The 19,408-nt window shown below is 60.9% G+C and carries 19 protein-coding genes; 10 read left to right on the forward strand and 9 right to left on the reverse strand.

Annotated features, from left to right (window positions below; all coding sequences use genetic code 11):
• Positions 1-26 precede the first annotated feature (26 nt).
• Genes kdpC through kdpE form a run of 3 tightly spaced genes read left to right on the forward strand, consistent with a single transcriptional unit; the run spans position 27 to position 4,080 of the window.
• Positions 27-608 carry a potassium-transporting ATPase subunit KdpC gene (gene kdpC / locus FH08_RS0116950; protein ID WP_031359465.1) on the forward strand — a complete coding sequence of 194 codons (582 nt, stop codon included), beginning with the start codon at positions 27-29 and terminating at the stop codon, positions 606-608.
• Positions 608-3,385: a sensor histidine kinase gene (locus FH08_RS0116955; RefSeq protein WP_031359466.1), complete on the forward strand. Its 2,778-nt coding sequence runs from the start codon at positions 608-610 to the stop codon at positions 3,383-3,385. The genes kdpC and FH08_RS0116955 overlap by 1 nt, the downstream gene beginning before the upstream one ends.
• Positions 3,382-4,080 (forward strand): two-component system response regulator KdpE, encoded by a 699-nt coding sequence (gene kdpE, locus FH08_RS0116960; protein ID WP_031359467.1) that lies wholly within the window; start codon positions 3,382-3,384, stop codon positions 4,078-4,080. The genes FH08_RS0116955 and kdpE overlap by 4 nt, the downstream gene beginning before the upstream one ends.
• 64 nt (positions 4,081-4,144) lie before the next feature.
• On the opposite strand, the gene FH08_RS48465 is transcribed toward kdpE, so the two are convergent.
• The gene (locus FH08_RS48465) at positions 4,145-4,366 is read right to left on the reverse strand and encodes a hypothetical protein (RefSeq protein ID WP_035566421.1); all 222 of its coding nucleotides are present in this window, start codon (positions 4,364-4,366) and stop codon (positions 4,145-4,147) included.
• A gap of 250 nt (positions 4,367-4,616) precedes the next feature.
• Here FH08_RS48465 and FH08_RS0116970 point away from each other — a divergent pair, with 250 nt between their 5' ends.
• The 4 genes from FH08_RS0116970 (at position 4,617) to FH08_RS54400 (ending at position 6,414) form a co-directional block, all read left to right on the forward strand.
• Positions 4,617-5,216 (forward strand): lytic transglycosylase domain-containing protein, encoded by a 600-nt coding sequence (locus FH08_RS0116970; protein WP_235210383.1) that lies wholly within the window; start codon positions 4,617-4,619, stop codon positions 5,214-5,216.
• Positions 5,217-5,310: 94 nt separating this feature from the next.
• Positions 5,311-5,727, forward strand: a complete 417-nt coding sequence (locus FH08_RS0116975; protein WP_031359469.1) for a universal stress protein — start codon at positions 5,311-5,313, stop codon at positions 5,725-5,727.
• A gap of 67 nt (positions 5,728-5,794) precedes the next feature.
• Positions 5,795-6,139: a hypothetical protein gene (locus tag FH08_RS0116980; RefSeq protein WP_235210384.1), complete on the forward strand. Its 345-nt coding sequence runs from the start codon at positions 5,795-5,797 to the stop codon at positions 6,137-6,139.
• Positions 6,088-6,414, forward strand: coding sequence for an FAD-dependent oxidoreductase (locus FH08_RS54400; protein WP_419178013.1), 327 nt, complete (start codon positions 6,088-6,090; stop codon positions 6,412-6,414). Before FH08_RS0116980 ends, FH08_RS54400 begins: the two co-directional genes overlap by 52 nt.
• Positions 6,415-6,542: 128 nt before the next feature.
• On the opposite strand, the gene FH08_RS0116990 is transcribed toward FH08_RS54400, so the two are convergent.
• The 7 genes from FH08_RS0116990 to FH08_RS0117020 form a co-directional block, all read right to left on the reverse strand.
• Positions 6,543-7,925, reverse strand: coding sequence for an amidohydrolase family protein (locus FH08_RS0116990; RefSeq protein ID WP_031359472.1), 1,383 nt, complete (start codon positions 7,923-7,925; stop codon positions 6,543-6,545).
• Between the two features lie 70 nt (positions 7,926-7,995).
• Complete coding sequence (locus tag FH08_RS0116995) at positions 7,996-9,333, reverse strand: nucleobase:cation symporter-2 family protein (protein WP_031359473.1); 1,338 nt, start codon at positions 9,331-9,333, stop codon at positions 7,996-7,998.
• Between the two features lie 114 nt (positions 9,334-9,447).
• Positions 9,448-10,515, reverse strand: a complete 1,068-nt coding sequence (locus tag FH08_RS0117000; protein ID WP_031359474.1) for a CobW family GTP-binding protein — start codon at positions 10,513-10,515, stop codon at positions 9,448-9,450.
• Between the two features lie 59 nt (positions 10,516-10,574).
• On the reverse strand, positions 10,575-11,171 hold the full coding sequence (locus tag FH08_RS0117005; protein WP_200878758.1) for a UbiX family flavin prenyltransferase: 597 nt from the start codon (positions 11,169-11,171) through the stop codon (positions 10,575-10,577).
• Positions 11,168-12,574 carry a UbiD family decarboxylase gene (locus FH08_RS0117010; RefSeq protein ID WP_031359476.1) on the reverse strand — a complete coding sequence of 469 codons (1,407 nt, stop codon included), beginning with the start codon at positions 12,572-12,574 and terminating at the stop codon, positions 11,168-11,170. Before FH08_RS0117010 ends, FH08_RS0117005 begins: the two co-directional genes overlap by 4 nt.
• 81 nt (positions 12,575-12,655) lie before the next feature.
• On the reverse strand, positions 12,656-13,561 hold the full coding sequence (locus FH08_RS0117015; protein WP_031359477.1) for an amidohydrolase family protein: 906 nt from the start codon (positions 13,559-13,561) through the stop codon (positions 12,656-12,658).
• Positions 13,558-14,478: an amidohydrolase family protein gene (locus FH08_RS0117020; protein ID WP_031359478.1), complete on the reverse strand. Its 921-nt coding sequence runs from the start codon at positions 14,476-14,478 to the stop codon at positions 13,558-13,560. Before FH08_RS0117020 ends, FH08_RS0117015 begins: the two co-directional genes overlap by 4 nt.
• A 230-nt stretch (positions 14,479-14,708) precedes the next feature.
• Here FH08_RS0117020 and FH08_RS0117025 point away from each other — a divergent pair, with 230 nt between their 5' ends.
• Entirely contained in the window at positions 14,709-15,638 is a 930-nt protein-coding gene (locus FH08_RS0117025; protein WP_051888325.1) for a LysR substrate-binding domain-containing protein, read from the forward strand.
• Here FH08_RS0117025 and FH08_RS0117030 read toward each other — a convergent pair.
• Entirely contained in the window at positions 15,607-16,500 is an 894-nt protein-coding gene (locus tag FH08_RS0117030; protein WP_031359480.1) for a LysR substrate-binding domain-containing protein, read from the reverse strand. The two genes, FH08_RS0117025 and FH08_RS0117030, sit on opposite strands and share 32 nt — an antisense overlap.
• Before the next feature lie 114 nt (positions 16,501-16,614).
• Here FH08_RS0117030 and FH08_RS0117035 point away from each other — a divergent pair, with 114 nt between their 5' ends.
• Both FH08_RS0117035 and FH08_RS0117040 read left to right on the forward strand, forming a co-directional pair.
• A complete protein-coding gene (locus tag FH08_RS0117035) occupies positions 16,615-17,091 on the forward strand; it encodes a (2Fe-2S)-binding protein (protein WP_031359481.1) in 477 nt (158 codons plus the stop codon).
• Positions 17,088-19,370, forward strand: a complete 2,283-nt coding sequence (locus FH08_RS0117040; protein WP_051888326.1) for a xanthine dehydrogenase family protein molybdopterin-binding subunit — start codon at positions 17,088-17,090, stop codon at positions 19,368-19,370. Before FH08_RS0117035 ends, FH08_RS0117040 begins: the two co-directional genes overlap by 4 nt.
• Positions 19,371-19,408 lie beyond the last annotated feature (38 nt).

The raw sequence follows: 19,408 nt of genomic DNA on the forward strand, positions 1-19,408 counted from the left end.
ATACAATCTTACTGGATTGAATCATCATGAAAAATATCCTTCGCCCTGTGCTCGTGTTGTTCACGGCATTGACGGTCGCGACCGGACTGGTTTATCCGATCGTGGTCACCGCGGTCTCGCATGCCGCCTTTGCGAGCCAGGCAAACGGCAGCCTGATCGAGAAGAACGGCAAGCTGGTCGGCTCGGAACTGCTGGGCCAGCAATTCGATGCCCCCGGCTATTTCTGGGGCCGTCTCTCGGCCACGTCGCCGAACCCGTATAACCCGCAAGGTTCGGGTGCTTCGAATCTTGGCCCGACGAACCCGGCGCTCGCAGATGAAGTGAAAGGACGCATCAGCGCCTTGCACGATGCGGACCCGACGAATACGGCGCCGATCCCGGTTGACCTCGTCACATCGTCAGGCAGTGGACTGGACCCCGAGATCAGCCCGGCTGCCGCCGCCTATCAGATCGACCGCGTTGCAAAGGCCCGCAAGCTGTCGCACAACGATGTCGATGCACTGGTTCAACAAGCAACGGTCGGCCGTCAGTTCGGTATCCTTGGCGAGCCGCGCGTGAACGTGCTGAAGCTGAACCTGGCGCTAGATAATATGAAGCCAGCAAGCTGATGGACCGGCCCGATCCCGACGAGCTGCTCGACAAGATCCAGCGTGACGAAGAGAAAAAGCAGCGTGGCAGGCTGAAGATTTTCTTCGGCGCATCGGCTGGTGTGGGGAAGACCTATGCCATGTTGCAGGCTGGGCACCGTCGCCGTGAGGAAGGGATCGATACGGTCGTCGGGATTGTCGAGACACATGGCCGCAAGGAGACGCTTGCGCTGGTGGAGGGGCTGGACGCCGTCCCGCTGACGCTGTATGAATACCGCGGCCGCAAGCTGCCCGAATTCGACCTCGACGCAGCGCTTGCACGCAAGCCGCAACTGATCCTCGTCGACGAACTCGCGCATTCGAACGTGCAGGGCGCACGTCACCTTAAACGGTGGCAGGACGTGTACGAGTTGCTCGATGCCGGTATCGACGTGTACACCACCGTCAACGTCCAGCATCTTGAGAGCCTGAACGATATCGTCGGGCAGATCACGGGTATTCGCGTATGGGAAACCGTGCCTGACCGCGTGTTCGATCTCGCCGATGAAGTCACGCTCGTGGACCTGCCGGCCGAAGAATTGCTCGACCGGTTGAGGGACGGAAAAGTTTATATGCCGCAGCAAGCGGCAAACGCGGTCAAGAATTTTTTCCGAAAAGGCAACCTGATTGCGTTGCGCGAACTGGCGCTGCGTCGAACGGCCGACCGCGTGGATGCGCAGATGCGTGAGTATCGTGCCGATCAGTCCATTAGCCGGATCTGGCAGGCCCGCGAGCGACTCATCGCCTGCATCGGGCCCGGGCCTGAAAGCGCCACGCTGGTGCGCTCGGCCGCGCGTCTCGCTGCAAGCCTCAAGGCGGACTGGCTCGCGGTTTATGTTGAAACGCCGAAGCTGCAGCGCCTGCCTGACGCATGGCGCAAACGCACGCTGGATGCGCTCAAGCTCGCGTCCGAGCTGGGCGCCGAGACAGTTACCCTTGACGGCGCCGACGCGGCCGCCACGCTGGTCGCGTACGCGCGCATGCGCAATGTGTCCAAGATCGTGGCGGGGGCGTCGGACGCGCCCGGCTGGCGACGTGTGTTTGACCGCCCCGTGGCTGAAGCACTGGTGCACCATGCACACGATATCGACGTGACGCTGGTGGGCGTGAAAGCGGCAAAGGAAGGCCGCGAGCGCGATGCAAGCACCCCGGTGTTCGCCGCTGTCCGCAACGAGGCCCGCTCCTCGCCCAACGCCTACTTTTACGCGGCTGCAATCGGCGTTGCGATCACAGTGCTCGCGAGCCTGCTGTCGCGCCATATCGACCTCACGAACCTCGTGATGTTGTACCTGCTGGGCGTCGTCTTTGCCGCGGTTCGACTCGGACGGGGTCCCGGCGTCCTTCTCTCATTCCTGAGCGTCGCGGCGTTTGACTTCTTCTTTGTGCCGCCACAATTTTCCTTTTCTGTTTCAGATACGCAGTACCTGCTGACTTTCTTCGTGATGTTGCTGACTTCACTCACGATCAGCCACCTGACTTCGAATCTTCGGCGTCAGGCGCGTGTAGCCTCGTTACGCGAGCGGCGCACGGGCGCGATGTATGCCATGACGCGTGAACTGGGCGGCGCGTTGATGACCGAACAGATCATCGAAATAGGGACGCGCCACGTGGGGGAAATCTTCCAGGCCAAGGTCGCGATCCTGCTGCCTGATAGCGCGGAAAAGATCCGCCAGAAGGTCGACGATCCCAATCCGCAATTCACGCTCGATGCCGCCAATCTCGACCTCGACATCGGCCAATGGGTATACGACCAACAAAAGCCTGCGGGACGCGGCACGGACACGCTGCCGGCCAGCAATGCGCTTTATCTTCCGCTTAAGGCACCGATGCGAACACGCGGTGTCTTGGCCATCATCACTGCTCATGCAGCCGAGCTAGCGGTCCCTGAACAGCAACGAATGATCGACACGTTCGCTTCTCAGATCGCGCTTGCGCTTGAACGTGTCCACTACGTCGAGATCGCGCAGGATGCGTTGGTCAACATGGAGTCGGAGCGCATGCGCAACTCGCTGTTATCCGCCATCTCGCACGACCTGCGCACGCCGCTGACCTCGATCGTCGGATTCGCTTCGGTGCTGGAGGAGCAGCAGCGCATTCCCAATGGTTCGGCCGACAGTGCACGCGACCTGGTTCACGCGATCCACGAGGAAGCACTGCGCATGAGCGGGCTGGTGACGAATCTGCTCGACATGGCCCGGCTCCAGGCGGGCAGCATCCGTTTGAACCGGCAGTGGTTGATGCTGGAAGAGGTGGTTGGCGCGGCGCTGGCCGTATGCCGCCGCACGCTCGCCGGGCACACGGTGCAGGTTCGCGTTCCACCCGATCTTCCGTTGATCCAGCTGGACGCGGTTCTGATGGAACGGCTGCTCGCCAACCTGTTCGAGAACGCCGCGAAATACACGCCGCGCGATTCATCGCTGTCGATTCACGCAGCGGTCGAGCAGCAATCGGGCGAGCGCTACGTGAGGGTCTGCGTCGACGATAACGGCCCGGGTCTGCCTCCAGGAATACAGCAAACGCTCTTCGATAAATTTACCCGTGGAGAGAAGGAATCCGCCATGCCGGGGATTGGTCTGGGTCTGGCAATCTGCCGGGCGATCGTGGAAGCGCATGGCGGAAAGATAGGCGCTGAGAACAGGGTGGATGGTGAAGGGAAGGTGTTGGGCGCAAGGTTCTGGTTCACGTTGCCGGCCGATCAGACGCCGCCCTTCGAGGCGCTTCCTGAGGAAGATGGCGACGTGCATACGGATACGCCATGAGCGAGCCTACGTTGACCATTGTCGTCATAGAAGACGACAAGCAGATTCGTCGTTTCGTAAGAAGCACGCTTGAAGCGCAGGGCATGACTGTGTTCGAAGCAGAAACCGGGCAACAGGGTTTGCGCGAAGCGGCCTTTCGCTTGCCCGATCTAATCGTTATTGACCTGGGTTTGCCAGACACCGACGGTATCGATGTGATTCGCGAACTGCGTACCTGGACCGAACAACCGTTGATCGTGCTCTCGGCACGCACCCACGAAGACGCGAAGGTGGCGGCGCTGGATGCGGGAGCCGACGACTATCTGACGAAGCCCTTCGGTGTGTCGGAGCTGCTCGCGCGAATCCGTGCGCAACTAAGGCGGCGTAACCGCGGCGGGCAGCAGGAGACACCGCAGGTTCGGTTTGGGCCGGTATCGGTGGATCTGTCGGAGAGGCGTGTCACGCGTGACGGTGCAGTGATTCATCTCACGCCGATTGAATACAGGCTGCTGACTACGCTAGTACGTCATGCCGGGCGAGTGATCACGCATCAGCAATTGCTGCGCGAAGTATGGGGACCGGCTTATGTGGAGAACCAGCACTACTTGCGGGTTTATATGGGTCACCTGCGCCATAAGCTGGAGCTTGATCCTGCGCAGCCGGTTCATATATTGACGGAGACCGGGGTGGGCTACCGGCTTGTGGGTGCGCAGTAGCGCTTTGTTTACGAGTATTTAGTGATGCTCTCGCATCGCGCACCGCTGGCGACGCAAACGCTGGTCAAGGGAAAAGCGCAAACGGCAGCGTAGCCGCGATATAAACCGCCAGACCGGTCGCGGGCAGTCCCAAGGTTATGGCGATCGCTGCAACCACCGTACCGCCCAGCGATACGGCAAGCAGCGTTCGCCGACGCGTCTGTTGTCCAGCGATGTTCGATCGTGTGCGTTTATTGTCCGGCTCGTTTTGTCTGGGAGTGCGCTTCCAGAACATCAGGGCGTGCATGTTGTCGACTCTTTTGAAGAAGACCAAAAGTGTCGCTTTACTTGCGCAATGACCGCGTTTAAATAGCGTAGGAGAGCGTATAGCTTTCATCAAATCGGTGCTGAGCGATCACGTCTTGACGCGTTCTTGATACGGCATCGTCGGTTTTTATCCCGATCGATACGCCGTGCGGCGTAGCCTTCCCGGAAGCAAACGAGAAGGGACCGTGATGCATGAGAACCAGTTAAAGGAATCAAGGCGAATCTTGCGGGTGAAACTTGCCCTCTGCGCATTTTCATTCATGGCCGCAAGCGCGGCATACGCATCCGATGCAACCAATGCAACCAATGACCGGTCAGTGCCTGACGGGCAAGTGCCGGTGAGTATCGAATCCTCATCCGGCGAATCGCCGCAGGTTGCAGATGTAGCGGCCGTGTTATGGCGGCAGTTCCGAGTGGCCCGGCAGGAGGCCACGCTGATTGCGCGCGCGGTCATCAGCGCGGCAAACGAATATGCAATGTCGCCTGCACTATTGCTCGCGGTCATTGCAACCGAGTCAGGGTTCGACCGGCAGGCGGTCAGCGTTGCCGGCGCACAGGGGCTGATGCAGATCCTCCCGGCTGCTCATCCGCAGGTATTTGCATCGGGCAACGATATGACCGAGCCCGCCGAGAATGTGCGGATAGGTTCTTCGATCCTGCGTGAGTACCTCGATGCGTCGGGCGGCGACTTGGGCGTCGCGCTCAAACGCTACAGCGGCGGCGGCAAGGGATACGCCCAACGCGTGGTTTTTCGCATGAAGGAGTTCTCGGCCAGTCTGCACACGCCATCGGACGATGCAGCCAGGGTTGCGCTTGCAGGGTCGCCTTGACACAATTTTTACACGGCGGGCGCGAAACTCTGCTCGGGTTTAACACGGGACCTGCTGTAATCAAGGTGTAGTGACAGCTTAAACGGGGATGCTCATGTTACGGGTACTGATACCGGTGATAAGCAAGGAAGGCGCGCTTCAGGCCGCACGGCATGCTGCATTTCTTTTCGCCGAGCACTGCGTGTCCGAGGTCGAGTTGATGGAGGTGCTCGAGCCTCCGGACCAGGGGCGCGCCAGTGCGTTTCATTCCCGTGGTGCGTTGCGCTTGCAGGAAAAGCGCGCAATGCTGAGCGCGCTCAGCCAGACCCGCGCGATCCTGGACGATGCGGGCGTTCCGTATCATTGGTCACGGGTATTCGGGCCTATGGCGCGAACGATCGCAGCGGGTGCGGCTGAAAAACGCTCGGACATTGTCTTAGTCGATGCCAGTCACCTCAGCTTTCTTACCCGATGGTGGGTGATGAACAAGTTGTGGCGGAGCATGCAAACACCGGTGACGATGGTTCACTAGGTAAAGACGACCATAAGCACGACAATCAACTAACATTTACCAGCGTTCAGTCAAGAGTACACAAATCGTGTTGAAGCTTCATACGGCCATGCGGATCAGAGGCACGGCGAAGGTGGTATGCGTCGCTATCGTGGCGAACCAGGTGCTGACTACCCTGTTTGCCTATGTGGTGCAGCAGTTGGACCCGAGTGCACCCACTATCATCACGACCATTTTCAGTTTCCTGACGTGCGGTCTCGTGAGCATATGGCTGCAGTCAGATGCACGGCGCGCGTATTTGCTGGCGCGCGAGAAGGGCTGTATCACGCCCGTGGACAAGACCAACCCGGCGCTCAAGATCGCGCCTGATTGTCCGAAGTTGTGGCTGGTGGTGCTGCACATCGAAATGAATCCGGCTGCGGTGGGGCTTTGAGCGGCTGGGCTGAAAGCTGGAAGGCGGGGCCCGTTACGATACTTGGCGATGCCGTTCACGCAATGAGCCCGGCGGGCGGCCTGGGGGCGAATACGGCGCTGCAAGATGCGGCCGTGCTGGCGACCCTCCTGACTGATGTCGTCGCCCAACGAAAGCCGTTGGGTGGCGTCATATCAAGCTATGAAGTTGACATGCGGGTCAGGGCAACCGAGGCGAATGATGCCTCTGAGCGGAGTGCCCGAAAATTGTTCGAGTTCAACCCTATGAAATGCTGAAAACGTGACCTCCGACGCTACTTCAGCGGCCCGTAAAGCCAGACTCGTTGCCGTGGCCGCGTTCACTTGCGCGTTAAAAGAGCGCAAGTGAACGCAGCCAGGGACACACCTTTCATACCCGCTCCAGCCTATCCGAGCAGACGCTTTACTCCCTCTCTGGCGTCCCGCCGGAGCTTATCCAGATCCAGCCCGGGGATCTCTCCGTCGTCGACAACAACGCGGCCATTCGCGATGCTGTATCGAACTTTTGTTGGCTCGCCGGCCGCCACGGGCGCGATCGCCATATCGTGAAAGCCGTTGAAACGCAGCGCGTCGACGTCGTACAGCACCAGGTCTGCCGCCTTGCCCACTTGCAGCGTGCCAACCGCATCCAGACCGAGTACGCCTGCGCCGCCGGCCGTCCCCCAGTGAATGGTTTCTTCCACGGTAGTGGCGGATGCCTGTTGCGCAGCACGGTGCAATAACCATGCGAAATGCGCTTCGTTGGTCATGCTCCCGGACTCGTTCGAGGCCACGCCGTCCACGCCCAATGACATGGGCACGCCTGCTGCCGCCATCTGCGGCGCCGGCGCAATACCGCTGCCAAGCCGCGCATTGCTGACCGGGCAATGCGAGCAACCGGACCGTGTTTGCGCGAGCATGGCGATCTCGCCGGGTTCCAGATGAACCAGATGGGCGAACCATACATCTGGCCCAAGCCATTCATGCTCAGCGACAAACTCGACGGGCAGCATGCCGAATTTCTCCCGGCAGAAGTCGACGTAACGACGCGTCTCGGACAGGTGCGTGTGCAGACGCAAGCCCATGCCGCGCGCTGCGCGTGCGATTTCCGGTAACAGCTCGGGCGGCAACGAAAAGGTCGGCGTGGTGGGCGCGACCACGACCCGGCGCATGGAGTCAGGGCGGGCATCGTGATAGCGGGACTTCAGGCGCTCGATATCGCCGAGCATCTGGTCAAGTGACTCCGGCCGCAACACGCTGTTCGCAAACCCCGGATGGTCCCCCGCCGCCTGAAGAGCGCCACCGCGGCACAGCACGAAGCGCATGCCGAACGCGGCGGCTTCCTCGAACAGCAGGTCGCCGGTTTCAGTCGTGCCTTTTGCGTGGTAAAGATAATGGTGATCGGCGCAGGTCGTCACACCGGAGAGCAGCAGTTCCGCCAGCCCCAGACGGGCGGCGATGCGAGCCAGGTCGGGTGTAAAGCGCGCGAGGCGAGGGTACGGCACCGCAGCAAGCCATTCCTGAAGATCGGCGTTTATACCGGCGGGGACCGCCTTCAACAAGTTCTGGAACAGGTGATGATGCGTGTTGACCCACCCGGGATAGGCGACGCAGGAACTGGCGTCGATCACTCTTTCATCTTCTCTCGCCACGAGTTGCGGACCGATCTCCTCGATTCGTCCCGCACGAATGCGCAGGTCGACTTGACCGAGACGGGCGTGTTCGCCGCGCAGGCCGCTCATGACAGCGATAGGATTCCTGATCAACAGGGCTTCGTTTCGGGTACTCACTTTTGTCTCTCCTTGCAACGCTTATGCTGTGCGGTGGCGCAGAGACGGCCGCCACACGATTCGGTCTGGTTTATTCCCGGACCAGTTGATGTGCCTCGACCACGACCTCCTCGTGCGCGCCGTTAAGCACCGCATTGAGGGCCACGGAGACGAGACAGGCGAGCACGACGCCGCTGTGCAGGAACGGCTGGGTCCACTCGGGCATCTGCCTGAATACCTCGGGGGCCATCACGGGAATCAGCGCTGTCGCGATCGTGAAGCCCACGATCAACACGTTGTATCGGTTGCTTTCGAAGTCGACCTTTGAGAGCGTCTGCACGCCTGCTGCGACGACGACGCCGAACATCGCGATCCCAGCTCCGCCGAGCGCGGCGGCAGGCGTCGCTGCGACGACCGCGCCTATCTTCGGCACCAGGGCCACGACGCACATCAGCGCACCGCTGGTGGCAACTACCCAGCGGCTTCGCACACCGGTGAGGATCACGAGCCCGACATTCTCCATGAACGCGATAAACGGAAACGCCGCGAACATTCCGGCGATGGCGCTGGCAAGGCCGTTGGCGCGCAGGCCGCGCACAACTTCCTCTTCGGTGACCTGCTTGTCGACAATGCCGCCGATCGCGATGAAGAGCCCCATTGACTCGACCATCTGCACGACCATGACAACGATCATGGTCAGCACCGGTACGACGGCGAATACCGGCGTGCCGAAGTGGAAAGGATAGGGTACTGTGAACCACGGCGCGCTCCTGACGCCGCTGTAGTTCCCCATCCCGAGCAGGCACGCGACAATCCCGCCGGCAATGAGCCCGATCAACACTGAAAGATTGCGCAGGAACGGCGAGCCGAACCGATTGACCGCGAGTATCACGAGGGCGACGAACAGCGCGACCATCAGGAACGGCGATGCGCCGAATTGGGGGTTCTGCCGTCCGCCTGCTGCCCACTCGTAGGCCACCGGAAACAATTGCAAGCCGATCACGGTCACGATGCAACCGGTCACGACGGGAGGAAAGAAGCGTCGCAGCCGGCCGACCAGGGGTGCTGCGAACAGAGTGAACAAACCCGCCCCGATCACGGCGCCGCACACGCCCGCGAAGCCGACATTCGGATTCGAGCCAATGGCGATCACCGGTCCGACACTGCTGAACGCAACGCCTTGGAGGATCGGCAAACGCACGCCGAATTTCCAGAAGCCTATGGTTTGCAGCAGTGTCGAGATACCCGAGCAAAAAAGCGCGGTGCTGATCAGGATGGTCGTGTCGGCGGACGACATCTTGAGCGCCGACGCGACGATGAGCGGCACCGCAATCGCGCCGATATAAGCAACCAGCATGTGCTGAAGTCCGAGCGTAATCAACTGGCGCTTCGGCAGGCGCTGATCGACAGGGTGTGGGGCGGTGTTCATCGAATGTCTCCTGAATTTTCGTTATTGACCAGCACGCGGCCCGCGGCACGTGTGCACGCGCTGTTTTGGCAGCAGTCGCGCCACGAGTAATCCGCGGGCCGGCTATTCAACCCGTCAGGCCGTTATAGGTGCGCCGAGACAGGCATGGAAGCGGTCGGTCAGATCGGCACGATCGAGATTGCGGCCGATAAAAACAATGCGGCTGGTCCGTGGCTCGCACCCCCAGGCCTGCGCCGCGCGCAGCTCAATAACGTTGTGCACGCCCTGAAGCACGTAGCGGCAGGGTTGCCCTCGCACGGCAAGGATTCCCTTCATGCGAAACAGCTGGCTCGCATCCGACGAGCGTAGTTGAGCAAGCCAGTCCTGCAATGCATCGAGATCGACCTCGGCGGATACCTCGATACAGACCGACGAGACACTGGCGTCGTGTTCGTGTTCGTGCTCATCTGCGTGCTCGTTGTGCTCGTGATTCTCATGCCCGTGCTCATGCTCGGAAAGTCCCCCCGTTTCGACCAACTGCTGTGAGAACTCGGAGGCGCCCACGCCAAGGATCTTCCCCAGGTCGATCAGCGCATAGCTTGACGGGACGATGTCGGCGGTGGCGTTCAATCCACGAATCCGGGCGGTCAGGGCGGCAACTTCCTGCTCGCTCACAAGATCTACCTTGTTGATCACAATACGGTCCGCGCACACGATCTGGTCTACTGCCTGATTGTCAGAACCGTCGAGGAGGATGTCGTCCAGATGCGCCGCAATATGCTTGGCGTCAACCATTGTCACGACTGCGTCAAGCGTGACCTGTTTCGCGATTGGATCGTCGAGGAAGAAGGTTTGCGCGACCGGATACGGATCGGCAAGACCGCTCGTCTCCACAATAATGTGGTCGAGCCGCTCGGGCCTCTCGACCAGTGTGCGTACGATGCGCACCAGATCTTCGCGCACCGCGCCGACACAGCAGACACAGCCGTTCGTCATCTCGTAGATTTCTTCGGTCGATTCAAGCACCAGACCGCCGTCGATGCCTATTTCGCCGAACTCGTTTTCGATCACGGCAATCTTGCGGCCGTGGTTTTCGCGCAGGATGTAGTTCAACAGCGTTGTTTTGCCTGCGCCAAGGAAGCCGGCCAAAATGGTGACCGGAATTTTTTCGGCTTCGTGATGGGTCATGTGGATGGTGTTCATCGATCGTCTCCTGGTGGTCGTATTGACTGCTGATGCCTGGCTAGCCTTCATGCGGAACCTCATGCAGTAAGCGGTTCTTCGACGGCTTCCCGCCAGCGGGTAACGGTGCCGGTCTCGAGCCCGAACAAATCGAGCACACGGCCGAGCGTGTGATCTATCACCTGTTCGAGCGATTGCGGCCGGGTGTAGAACGCGGGAACGGGCGGTGCCACGATGGCGCCCATCTCGGTGACGGCGGTCATGTTGCGCAGATGCGCCAGCGTGAGCGGTGTCTCGCGCGCGAGCAGGACAAGCGGCCGGCGTTCTTTCAGCGTCACGTCGGCTGCTCTTGAAATGAGGCCGAGCGACATGCCGTTAGCAATTTCGGCAAGGGTCTTCATCGAGCAGGGGGCGACAATCATCCCCATCGTGCGGAACGAGCCGCTTGCGATGCTTGCTGCGAGATCGTCGCAACGATGTGTCCTGGTAGCGAGCGCGCTGACGTCGGCGAGTTTGTAATCGGTCTCGTGCGTCATCGTAAGCAGGGCAGCGCGAGAGATGATCAGATGCGTTTCCACATCCAGTTCTCGCAGCAATTCAAGCAAGCGCACGCCGTAGATGAATCCCGATGCACCGCTGATGCCGACCACCATGCGGCGTTTTTTATCGATCGTCATGCCTGTACTCCGTGTTCGATACCGGCAAGCAATGAACGCGCATGATCGATCGCACGTTCGCCAATGCGTGCGCGAACGCCATCGAACGTGGACCCGCGAGTCGCATCAATACCCATGCGCGAGGTCGTGCCTGAAGCTGACGAAGAAGGATCGAGCGGGCTGCCCGGCAAGCCGTCGATGATGAACAGGTCGCGATGCGGCTGGAAATGCGTGGCGACCGCCCATAACACTTGTGTGTCGTCGCTGATGTCGATGTCGCTGTCCACCGCGATCACGTTCTTCAGATAAGGGTCCCAGCCGAGCAATGCGAGCATGATCTGGCGCGCTTCACCGTCGCGCGACTGGTTCAGTGCGACATAGCAATGGAAGTGCGTGCCGGAATTCGGGTAGTGAAGCGCTGTCACGGATGGAAAACGCGCCATCAACTTCTCGCTCATTTCCGCCTCCCGCGGCAAACGCGCGAGCGTCAGGTGCTCGGCATACGGACCGCCGACCACATCGACAAGCCATGCATTGCGACGGCGCATCATGGTGTCGACGCGCAGCACATTGTTGGTCGAGCGGTCCGACGAATAACCGGAGAATTCCCCGAACGGACCTTCTTCGGCGCGCTCGGCCGGATCGATCGTGCCTTCGAGCACGAACTCGGCAGCAGCGGGTACGCCTATGCCGTAACGCGGTGTACGCACGAGTTCAAGCGGCGCGTTAAACAGGCCCCCGGCAATCGAACGCTCGTCAGTGCCGAACGGTACCCGCGCGGAAGCTGCCAGCATGAAGAGCGGATGAGCACCGATCACCATTGCAACGCGGAGCACGTCGCCGCGTTGCTGCGCGCTTTGCAGCATCCGCCAGAGGTGGCCGCGTGAATGCAGGCTGGTGGCGAGTGCACTGCGCGCGTGGCGCATGGAACGGTGGTAACTCAGGTTGGCGATGCCCGTCACCGGATCTTCGGCTACGATCACCGCGTTGGTAATGTAGGGGCCGCGGTCGGTATCGAAATGCCGGATCATTGGCAGGTGATCGAGGTCGACTGCATCGCCTTCGGTTACCTGATCGAGCACTGGGCCATTCGCTACGAAACGCGGCGCAAGCGGCGCATTCGCACGGCGTTGATAGGCTTCAAACAACTGCGGCGGTTCAACACCGAACAACCGCGCAATGCGACTGCGCGACGCAAAGACGTTAGTGACCAGCGGCGTGTCCAAACCATCGACCTGCTCGCAAACCAGCATCTCGTGCCGGCCTCGCGCCGCGAGTTCCGCGACCAGCGCAGTCACATGCTGATCGGCGGACAACGGCTGCCTGATCGTCAGCACGTCATCGGGAAAGAGGTCGCGATAGGTGGACACGAACGCGTGAAAGTCCTGCGTACCCGCGAGTTCGTGCAAGCGTGCATCGGCCATGGTGGGCTCCGGCGTGTGAACAAGAGAGGTGAGACGACCACGGGCGCAGATACGGATACGGCGCCCGCGGTCCCCCATCAACTACACATAGCTCGCCTTGAGGCGCTTCTCAGCCTCGGCCAGATCTTTCGGCGGTTTGCTCGGCTCGATGCCGACCAACCTCGCTATGTTGTTGCCCATGTAGTCTTCGAGTCCGTCTTCGTCCAGGTCCATGCCTTGCGGCGCGGGCGAACACAGCATCTCGAGTTCACGCAACCACATGCCCGGCTCGTTCGGGGGCGAGTCCGTGCCGAACACGATCTTGTCGCGCGGCAACTCTTTCGCGAACTCAACAATGCGCGACTGATAACACCAGCCCGACTCGCAATACACGTTCGGCGTGTCCATCGCCATCCAGAAGGATTCGAATGAATAATTGCCGCCGGTCTGAATCCCGAAGTGGCCGATGATGAAGTTCACCATCGGAAATTCGCGGATGATCGGATAAAACTGCGTCGGGATGGTGTACGGTCCGTCGCCGGTATGAATCAACACGACCACGCCCAATTCCGCGCATTTCTTCATGGCGGGACGCAACCAGTCGAGCGCACGATCAGGCCGGTAGCCATGCATGTTGGCGTGCAGCTTCAACATCTTGAAGCCGTACTCCTTCACATGGAACTCGAGTTCGGCCGCGCCGTTTTCCGGGCCCCAGCGCGGGTTGTACGTGAAGTTGCCGATGAACCTGTCGGGGTATTTCTGCGTTAGTTCGGCGATGTACGCCATGTAGTCGCGAATACCTTCGCGGCCACGCCGGTTACCGTCGCGATAACCCGTGTTGCCGGGCGGCGGCTGGATGAACCCCATGTCGATACGGCGCGGCTTGCCGTTGATCATGTACGGGCCGTCCATCATCTTGAGCAGGCGCTCGCCGGTGAACGGCTCGCCGGTATGACGCCAGGCTTCGTCGACGAGATTGGTCGGGTGCAGATGGGTATCGATGATCATGCGCGGACTCCGGCAAACTGGTTCAAATAATCGTGTGCTTGCTCCACACTGCGCGGCGGCGGACTCGGTTCGAGGCCGATCATTCGCGCGAGGTTGTTGCCGAGGTAATCCTCGAGCGTGTCCTCGTCGAGATTGAGACCCTGCGGCGGCTCGTGGCACAGGACTTCGAGCAGGCGCAGCCACATGCCCGGTTCGTTCGGCGGCGTGTCGGAGCCATACAGGATCTTGTGCGTGGGCAGCACCTTCGCAAATTCGACAATGCGCGATTGCAGGCACCAGCTCGACTCGCAATAGACGTTGGGGGTATCCATCGCCATCTGGAACGGCTCGAAGCAATACACGCCACCGGTCTGCACGCCGAAGTGCGCCATGATGAAATTCACCGATGGAAACTCGCGGATCAACGGATACCACTCGGTCGGAATGCTGTATGGACCATCGCCGGTATGAAGCTTGACGAGCAAGCCAAGCTCGGCGCATTTGCGCAAGGCCGGGCGCAACCAGTCGAGCGCGCGGTCCGGCCGGTAGGCGTGCATATTGGCCTGCAACTGGACCATCTTGAAGCCGTGTTCCTTCGCATAGAACTCGATAGCCTTGGCCCCGTTCTCAGGACCGCAACGCGGGTTGTAGACGAAGCAGCCGAGCAGTCGGTCGGGGTAGCGTTGAACCAGCTCGACGGTGTAGGCCATGTAGTCGTCGATCGATTCACGGCCGGAACGCTCGCCGTCGGTCCACGTATAGATGGTGTTGCCCTGGGGCGGCTGGATAAAAGCCTTGTCGATGCGGCGCGGTTTGCCGTTAATGACGTATGGCCCGTCGAGCGTCTTGAGCAGGCGTTCGCCCGTGAACGGCTCGCCGTCGTGGCGCCAGGCGAGGTCGACCAGGTTGGTCGGGTAACAGCTTGTGTCGATGATCATGTACTCGATCTCCCATAACAGAGGAACTGGCATTAACCAGTTGCCGGATCGCTGGCAGGCGCATCTGCGGATGTGCATTGCGGCCCTTTGCAAAGCACTATTTTTTTAGCGCTTTCCCCTCGCCGGCATCGAGTGTCACACTGATGTGCACTGCTGCTTGATTCGCAGTCTCTTCAAAGCGAAGCGCTCTGTACAATATTTTTTAACGTGACTCTTGATACGTAGGCGATATGGACATCCGGCTGTTGCGTTACTTCGCGGTGCTTGCCGACGAGTTGCATTTCGGCCGCGCAGCCGCGCGCCTGCACATTTCCCAGCCCCCTTTGAGCCAGCAGATCAGGCTGCTTGAAGAGGAGCTGGGCACGGCTCTTTTCACGCGCTCGCAACATCGTGTGGAACTCACGGAGGCAGGGAAAACACTGAAGGAACAGGTGCCCCTGGTGTTCGCGCAGTTCGAACGGGCGATCGATCTGGCGCGTTGCGCGGGACGAGGAGAAGTAGGGAACCTCGAGATAGGCATCATCAGTTCCGCGATGGTCGACGCCATTCCTCTCGCGCTGCGCGCGTTCGATGAGCGTTATCCGGCCGTACGCTGGACGCTGCACGAAATGACGCCCGCCGCGCAGATACAAGCGCTCAAGGAGCACCGCCTGGACGTGTGTTTCTTTCGTATGACCCATGACGACCCCGAGATCCAGAGCGAGGTGGTCGTGCGGGAATGTGCAATGGCCGTGCTGCCGCCGGGACACCGGTTCGCACAGAGACAGGAGATAGCGTTAAAGGAGTTGCACGCGGAGCGCTTCGTGTCGTTTGGCCTGACGCAGTCAAAGCTTGCGAGGTACTTACGGGACTGTTGTATTGAAGCCGGGTTTACGCCAAAGATCGAGCAGGAGGTGGTCGAAGTGCAGACGTTGCTGTGCCTGGTGAGGCAAGGGCTCGGCGTGGCGCTTGTGCCGTCCTCGTCGCAGCAGTTGACGACCGGCGGTGTGGTCTTCAAGCCGTTGAGCGGACAACCGCCGGAGGTGTCGCTCTATGCGCGTTATCGGACAGGCGATACGTCGCCGGTGCTACGGCTGTTTCTTGATACCGTGCGCCAGTGCGCCGAAGCGCCTGTTCTTGAAGCACGTCTTACTCAAGGCTCTGCGCAACCAGCGCCTTGAGCGTCTCCACCACGTCCGCCACCTTCTCGCGTTTGCCTTGCGGCCACACCGCGTACAAGTTGTAATGCGTTGGAATGGCGATCTCGGTCAACACCACCAGTTGCCCTGCACGTAGCGCATCCGCCGCGAGCAAACCCCGTGCGAGCCCGACGCCTACGCCGGCTGCCATGGCTTCAATCAGGCTCGCCGCGTTGTCGAAAACGGCTAGCACGTTCGAAGGTTCGAGCGCCGCCAAGCCGGCCGCCTCGAGCCACGGAATCCATGATCGCTTCGTGTAGCCGAGCAGCGGCAACTCGAGCACCGCTTCGGGCGCGAGCGGAAAACTCAGACCGAATTTTTGCACCAGCGCCGGTGAGGCCATCACCGTCAGCCGGTCGCTGCACATCAGCTTGTTTTCATAGCCCTCCCATTCGCCATAGCCGTATCGCAACGCTATATCGACGCGTTCGAATGCCGTGCGCTCGTGGCGAGGCGTGGACAGTACAGTCAGCGCACGTCCGTCCAACGCTTCGATCAGCCCTGCCAGGCGGGAGCTAAGCCAGTGCTGCGACAACTCTGGATCGACGTCGAGCGTCAGGGAGTGGGCGACGAGCCGCTCCTGCACGGAAGACAGCGCACGGTCGATCTGCTCGAAGCCGTCGCCAAGCAGGTTGGCGAAGAGCACGCCGGCGTCGTTAAGCATGACGCGCCCATTCTTGCGTTCGAACAACGGTTGCCCGACGAATTCCTCCAGCGTCCGGATTTGCTGGCTGATCGCGCTATGCGTGAGGTCGAGCTGCCTTGCTGCGCTCGAGAAGCTGCCGCCGCGCGCCGCGTTGAGAAAGGCCTGCATCGACTGGATGGAAGGGTAGCGTTTGAACATGCCTGTTAGCCGGACTGACAGCCGTTGGAAGAAATTGTCGCTGGCGCGGGATTTAACGGCTTTCAATAATCGGCCGACGGCTGGACAACAAGCGACAAGCGAAGGGAGACACCCATGATCGAGATCATCGTCAACGACGAGCGGCATACGCTCGACAATGTACCGGAAGACATGCCGCTGTTGTGGGTGTTGCGCGACCGCCTGAAACTCACCGGCACGAAGTTCGGTTGCGGCGGCGGTTTTTGCGGCGCATGCACCGTGCACCTCGACGGTAACGCGATGCGCTCTTGCGTGCTGCCGGTGGGGGCGGTAGCGGGGCATCGCATTACGACCATCGAGGGTTTGTCGAAGACCGGCGAGCATCCGTTGCAGCGTGCATGGGTTGAAGAAGACGTGCCGCAATGCGGTTATTGCCAGCCCGGGCAGTTGATGTCGGCGGCAGCATTCCTCAACGGCAAACCTGAAGTCAACGACGGAACGATCACGGCAGCCATGTCGGGCAACGTGTGCCGCTGCGGCACTTATGCGCGCATTCGAAGGGCGATCAAACGCGCCGCTCCCGAACTCTTGTCGCCAGAGAAGGAGGCATGATGCGCGATGCAAGCAAACCGGCCGTGGCGCTGGTCGAGTCTCGTGAGGTCTCCCGCCGGCGTTTCCTTAAGCAGGGTTCGGCGTTGTTCGCCGCGGGTGTTGCAGTCGGCTTTCGTCTGCCAGACGCACGGGCGAATGAAGCATTGGGCGCCGCTGCGTCAACGAGCGCGGCCAACGAATTCGAACCCAACGCATGGGTCCGTGTATTGCCCGACGACACGATCAAGCTCGTGGTCCACAAACATGATTCGGGCACGGGAACGCGGACCGCGCTGGCAGCGATCGTGGCGGAGGAGCTCGATGTCGATCCGTTCGCGGTCGACGTGATCACGCCCGAGAATCCGTTCTACATGGTCTACATTCATCCATTGTGGAAGGTGTTTTCAACCGGTGGCAGCACCAGCGTTTCGCTTGAATACGATCGACTTCGACTGGCTGGCGCAACCGCAAGAGCGATGCTTGTGGCTGCGGCCGCGAACCAGTGGAACGTGCCGGCTGCAGCGTGCTCGACTGCGAACGGTTATGTCGAGCACGCGGCGAGCGGCCGCCGTGCGAACTACGGTTCGCTTGCCGACGCCGCCGCACGCGAGCCCGCGCCGAAGGATGTCGCCCTCAAGGATCCCGCGCAGTTCAAGTACATCGGCAAGCTGCAAAAAAAGCGCGGGGCGGCGCAGAAGGTCGCAGGGACGTTTCAATACAGCATCGACGTCGATCTGCCCGGCATGCTGGTCGCCGTGATCACGCGCGCGCCGGTGATCGACGCGCGCGTGCGCAGCATCGATGCAACCAACGCACTTAAGCTGCCGGGCGTGCGCAGTGTGATCGAGATTCCGGGGCGGCCGGATGTGCTGGGCGGCAATCAGGCGGGCGTAGCGATTCTTGCGGATGACTACTGGTCGGCGCATCAGGGACAGGCGGCGTTGCAGATCGAGTGGGACGACAGCCCCTTCGGAAGTTTTAACAGCGACGCGCTCGCAGGCCATCAGGCCGCGTGGCTCGACAGCCCGGCGGCGCATGTGGTGCCGACCATTCAATCCGGCGATGCAAAGGTCGCGTGGACGCATCCGGCACGCGTGATAGAAGCATCGTATTCGATGCCGTACAAAGCCCAGAACCCGATGGAACCTGTCAACGTCACCGCATGGGCAACGAAGGACGCCATAGCCTACTGGGGAGGTATCCAAGTCCCTTCCACGGCGCAGGAGGCCGCCGAAGTGATCGGCGGATTCAAGGCAGATCAGGTCACGGTGCAGGAGCTCGTATCGGGCGGCAGCTTCGGCGCGCGCGAATCCAAATACTGGCTGCTCGAAGCCACCTACCTCGCGATAAAGACCGGCAAACCGGTCAAGCTGATGAACAGCCGCGAGACCGAGATGGGCGCGCTGTTTCATCACGCGGCGACGTACCATCGCGCGAAGGCGGCGCTCGACGAGCACGGCCGCTTGTCCGCGTTGCAACTGCGCGCTGTCTCGCCGGCTTCGCCGGAGCAATGGGAGCCGGGTTATTTCGATCGCGCGGATCGCATGGACTACAGCACTACCGAGGCGATCAACGCACGCGAGTTCACGTACCGTGCCCCGCATCTGGACATTGGCTGGGTGCGTCATGAAACGGGTGTCCCGACAGGATGGTACAGAGCGGTCAGCTATATCTCCAATGTGTTCGCGGTCGAGTCGATCATCGATGAAGCGGCCCACCTCGGGAAGCTCGACCCGTTGCTGTTCCGGCTGGCGAACATGCATGACCAGCCTCGCCATGCGGCGGTCGTGAGGCGAGCCGCGGAGCGCGCAGGATGGCATGACCCGCTGCCCGCAGGCGCGGCGTTGGGCATTGCCACCAATCAGGCATACGGCAGTTATGTCGCGGTCGTCGCGCGTGTTGTGAAGAAGGATGGAGCGATCGTCATAGAGAAGCTCACCTGCGTGGCGGATTGCGGTCTGGCGGTTTCGCCTGGTGGCGTGGAGGAGCAACTCTATGGTGGCTTGATGTGGGGCCTCGGACACGCGAGCTTCGACCAGATCGACATCCGTAACGGCCACGTCGTGCAACACAACTTCGATACCTATCGGGTGGCGCGGATGAGCGACATGCCGGCCGTCGATATCGACATCGTGCAGGGGGATCTCGCCAAACCGGGTGGCGTAGGCGAGCTGTCGAGCCCGGCGGTGACGCCCGCTATTGCCAATGCCATTTATCGTCTGACCGGGGAACGCAAGCGGTCGACTCCGTTCGATCTGCGCGATATGCAGCCCCGGGGCCACGACAAAAAAACCGCATGAGGACCGCCGGTGGGGAGGGCGACGCGTTTGCCCTAACG

The organism is Caballeronia sordidicola, from assembly GCF_000729995.1.
In the GTDB taxonomy this organism is placed as follows: Bacteria; Pseudomonadota; Gammaproteobacteria; order Burkholderiales; family Burkholderiaceae; genus Caballeronia; species Caballeronia sordidicola_A.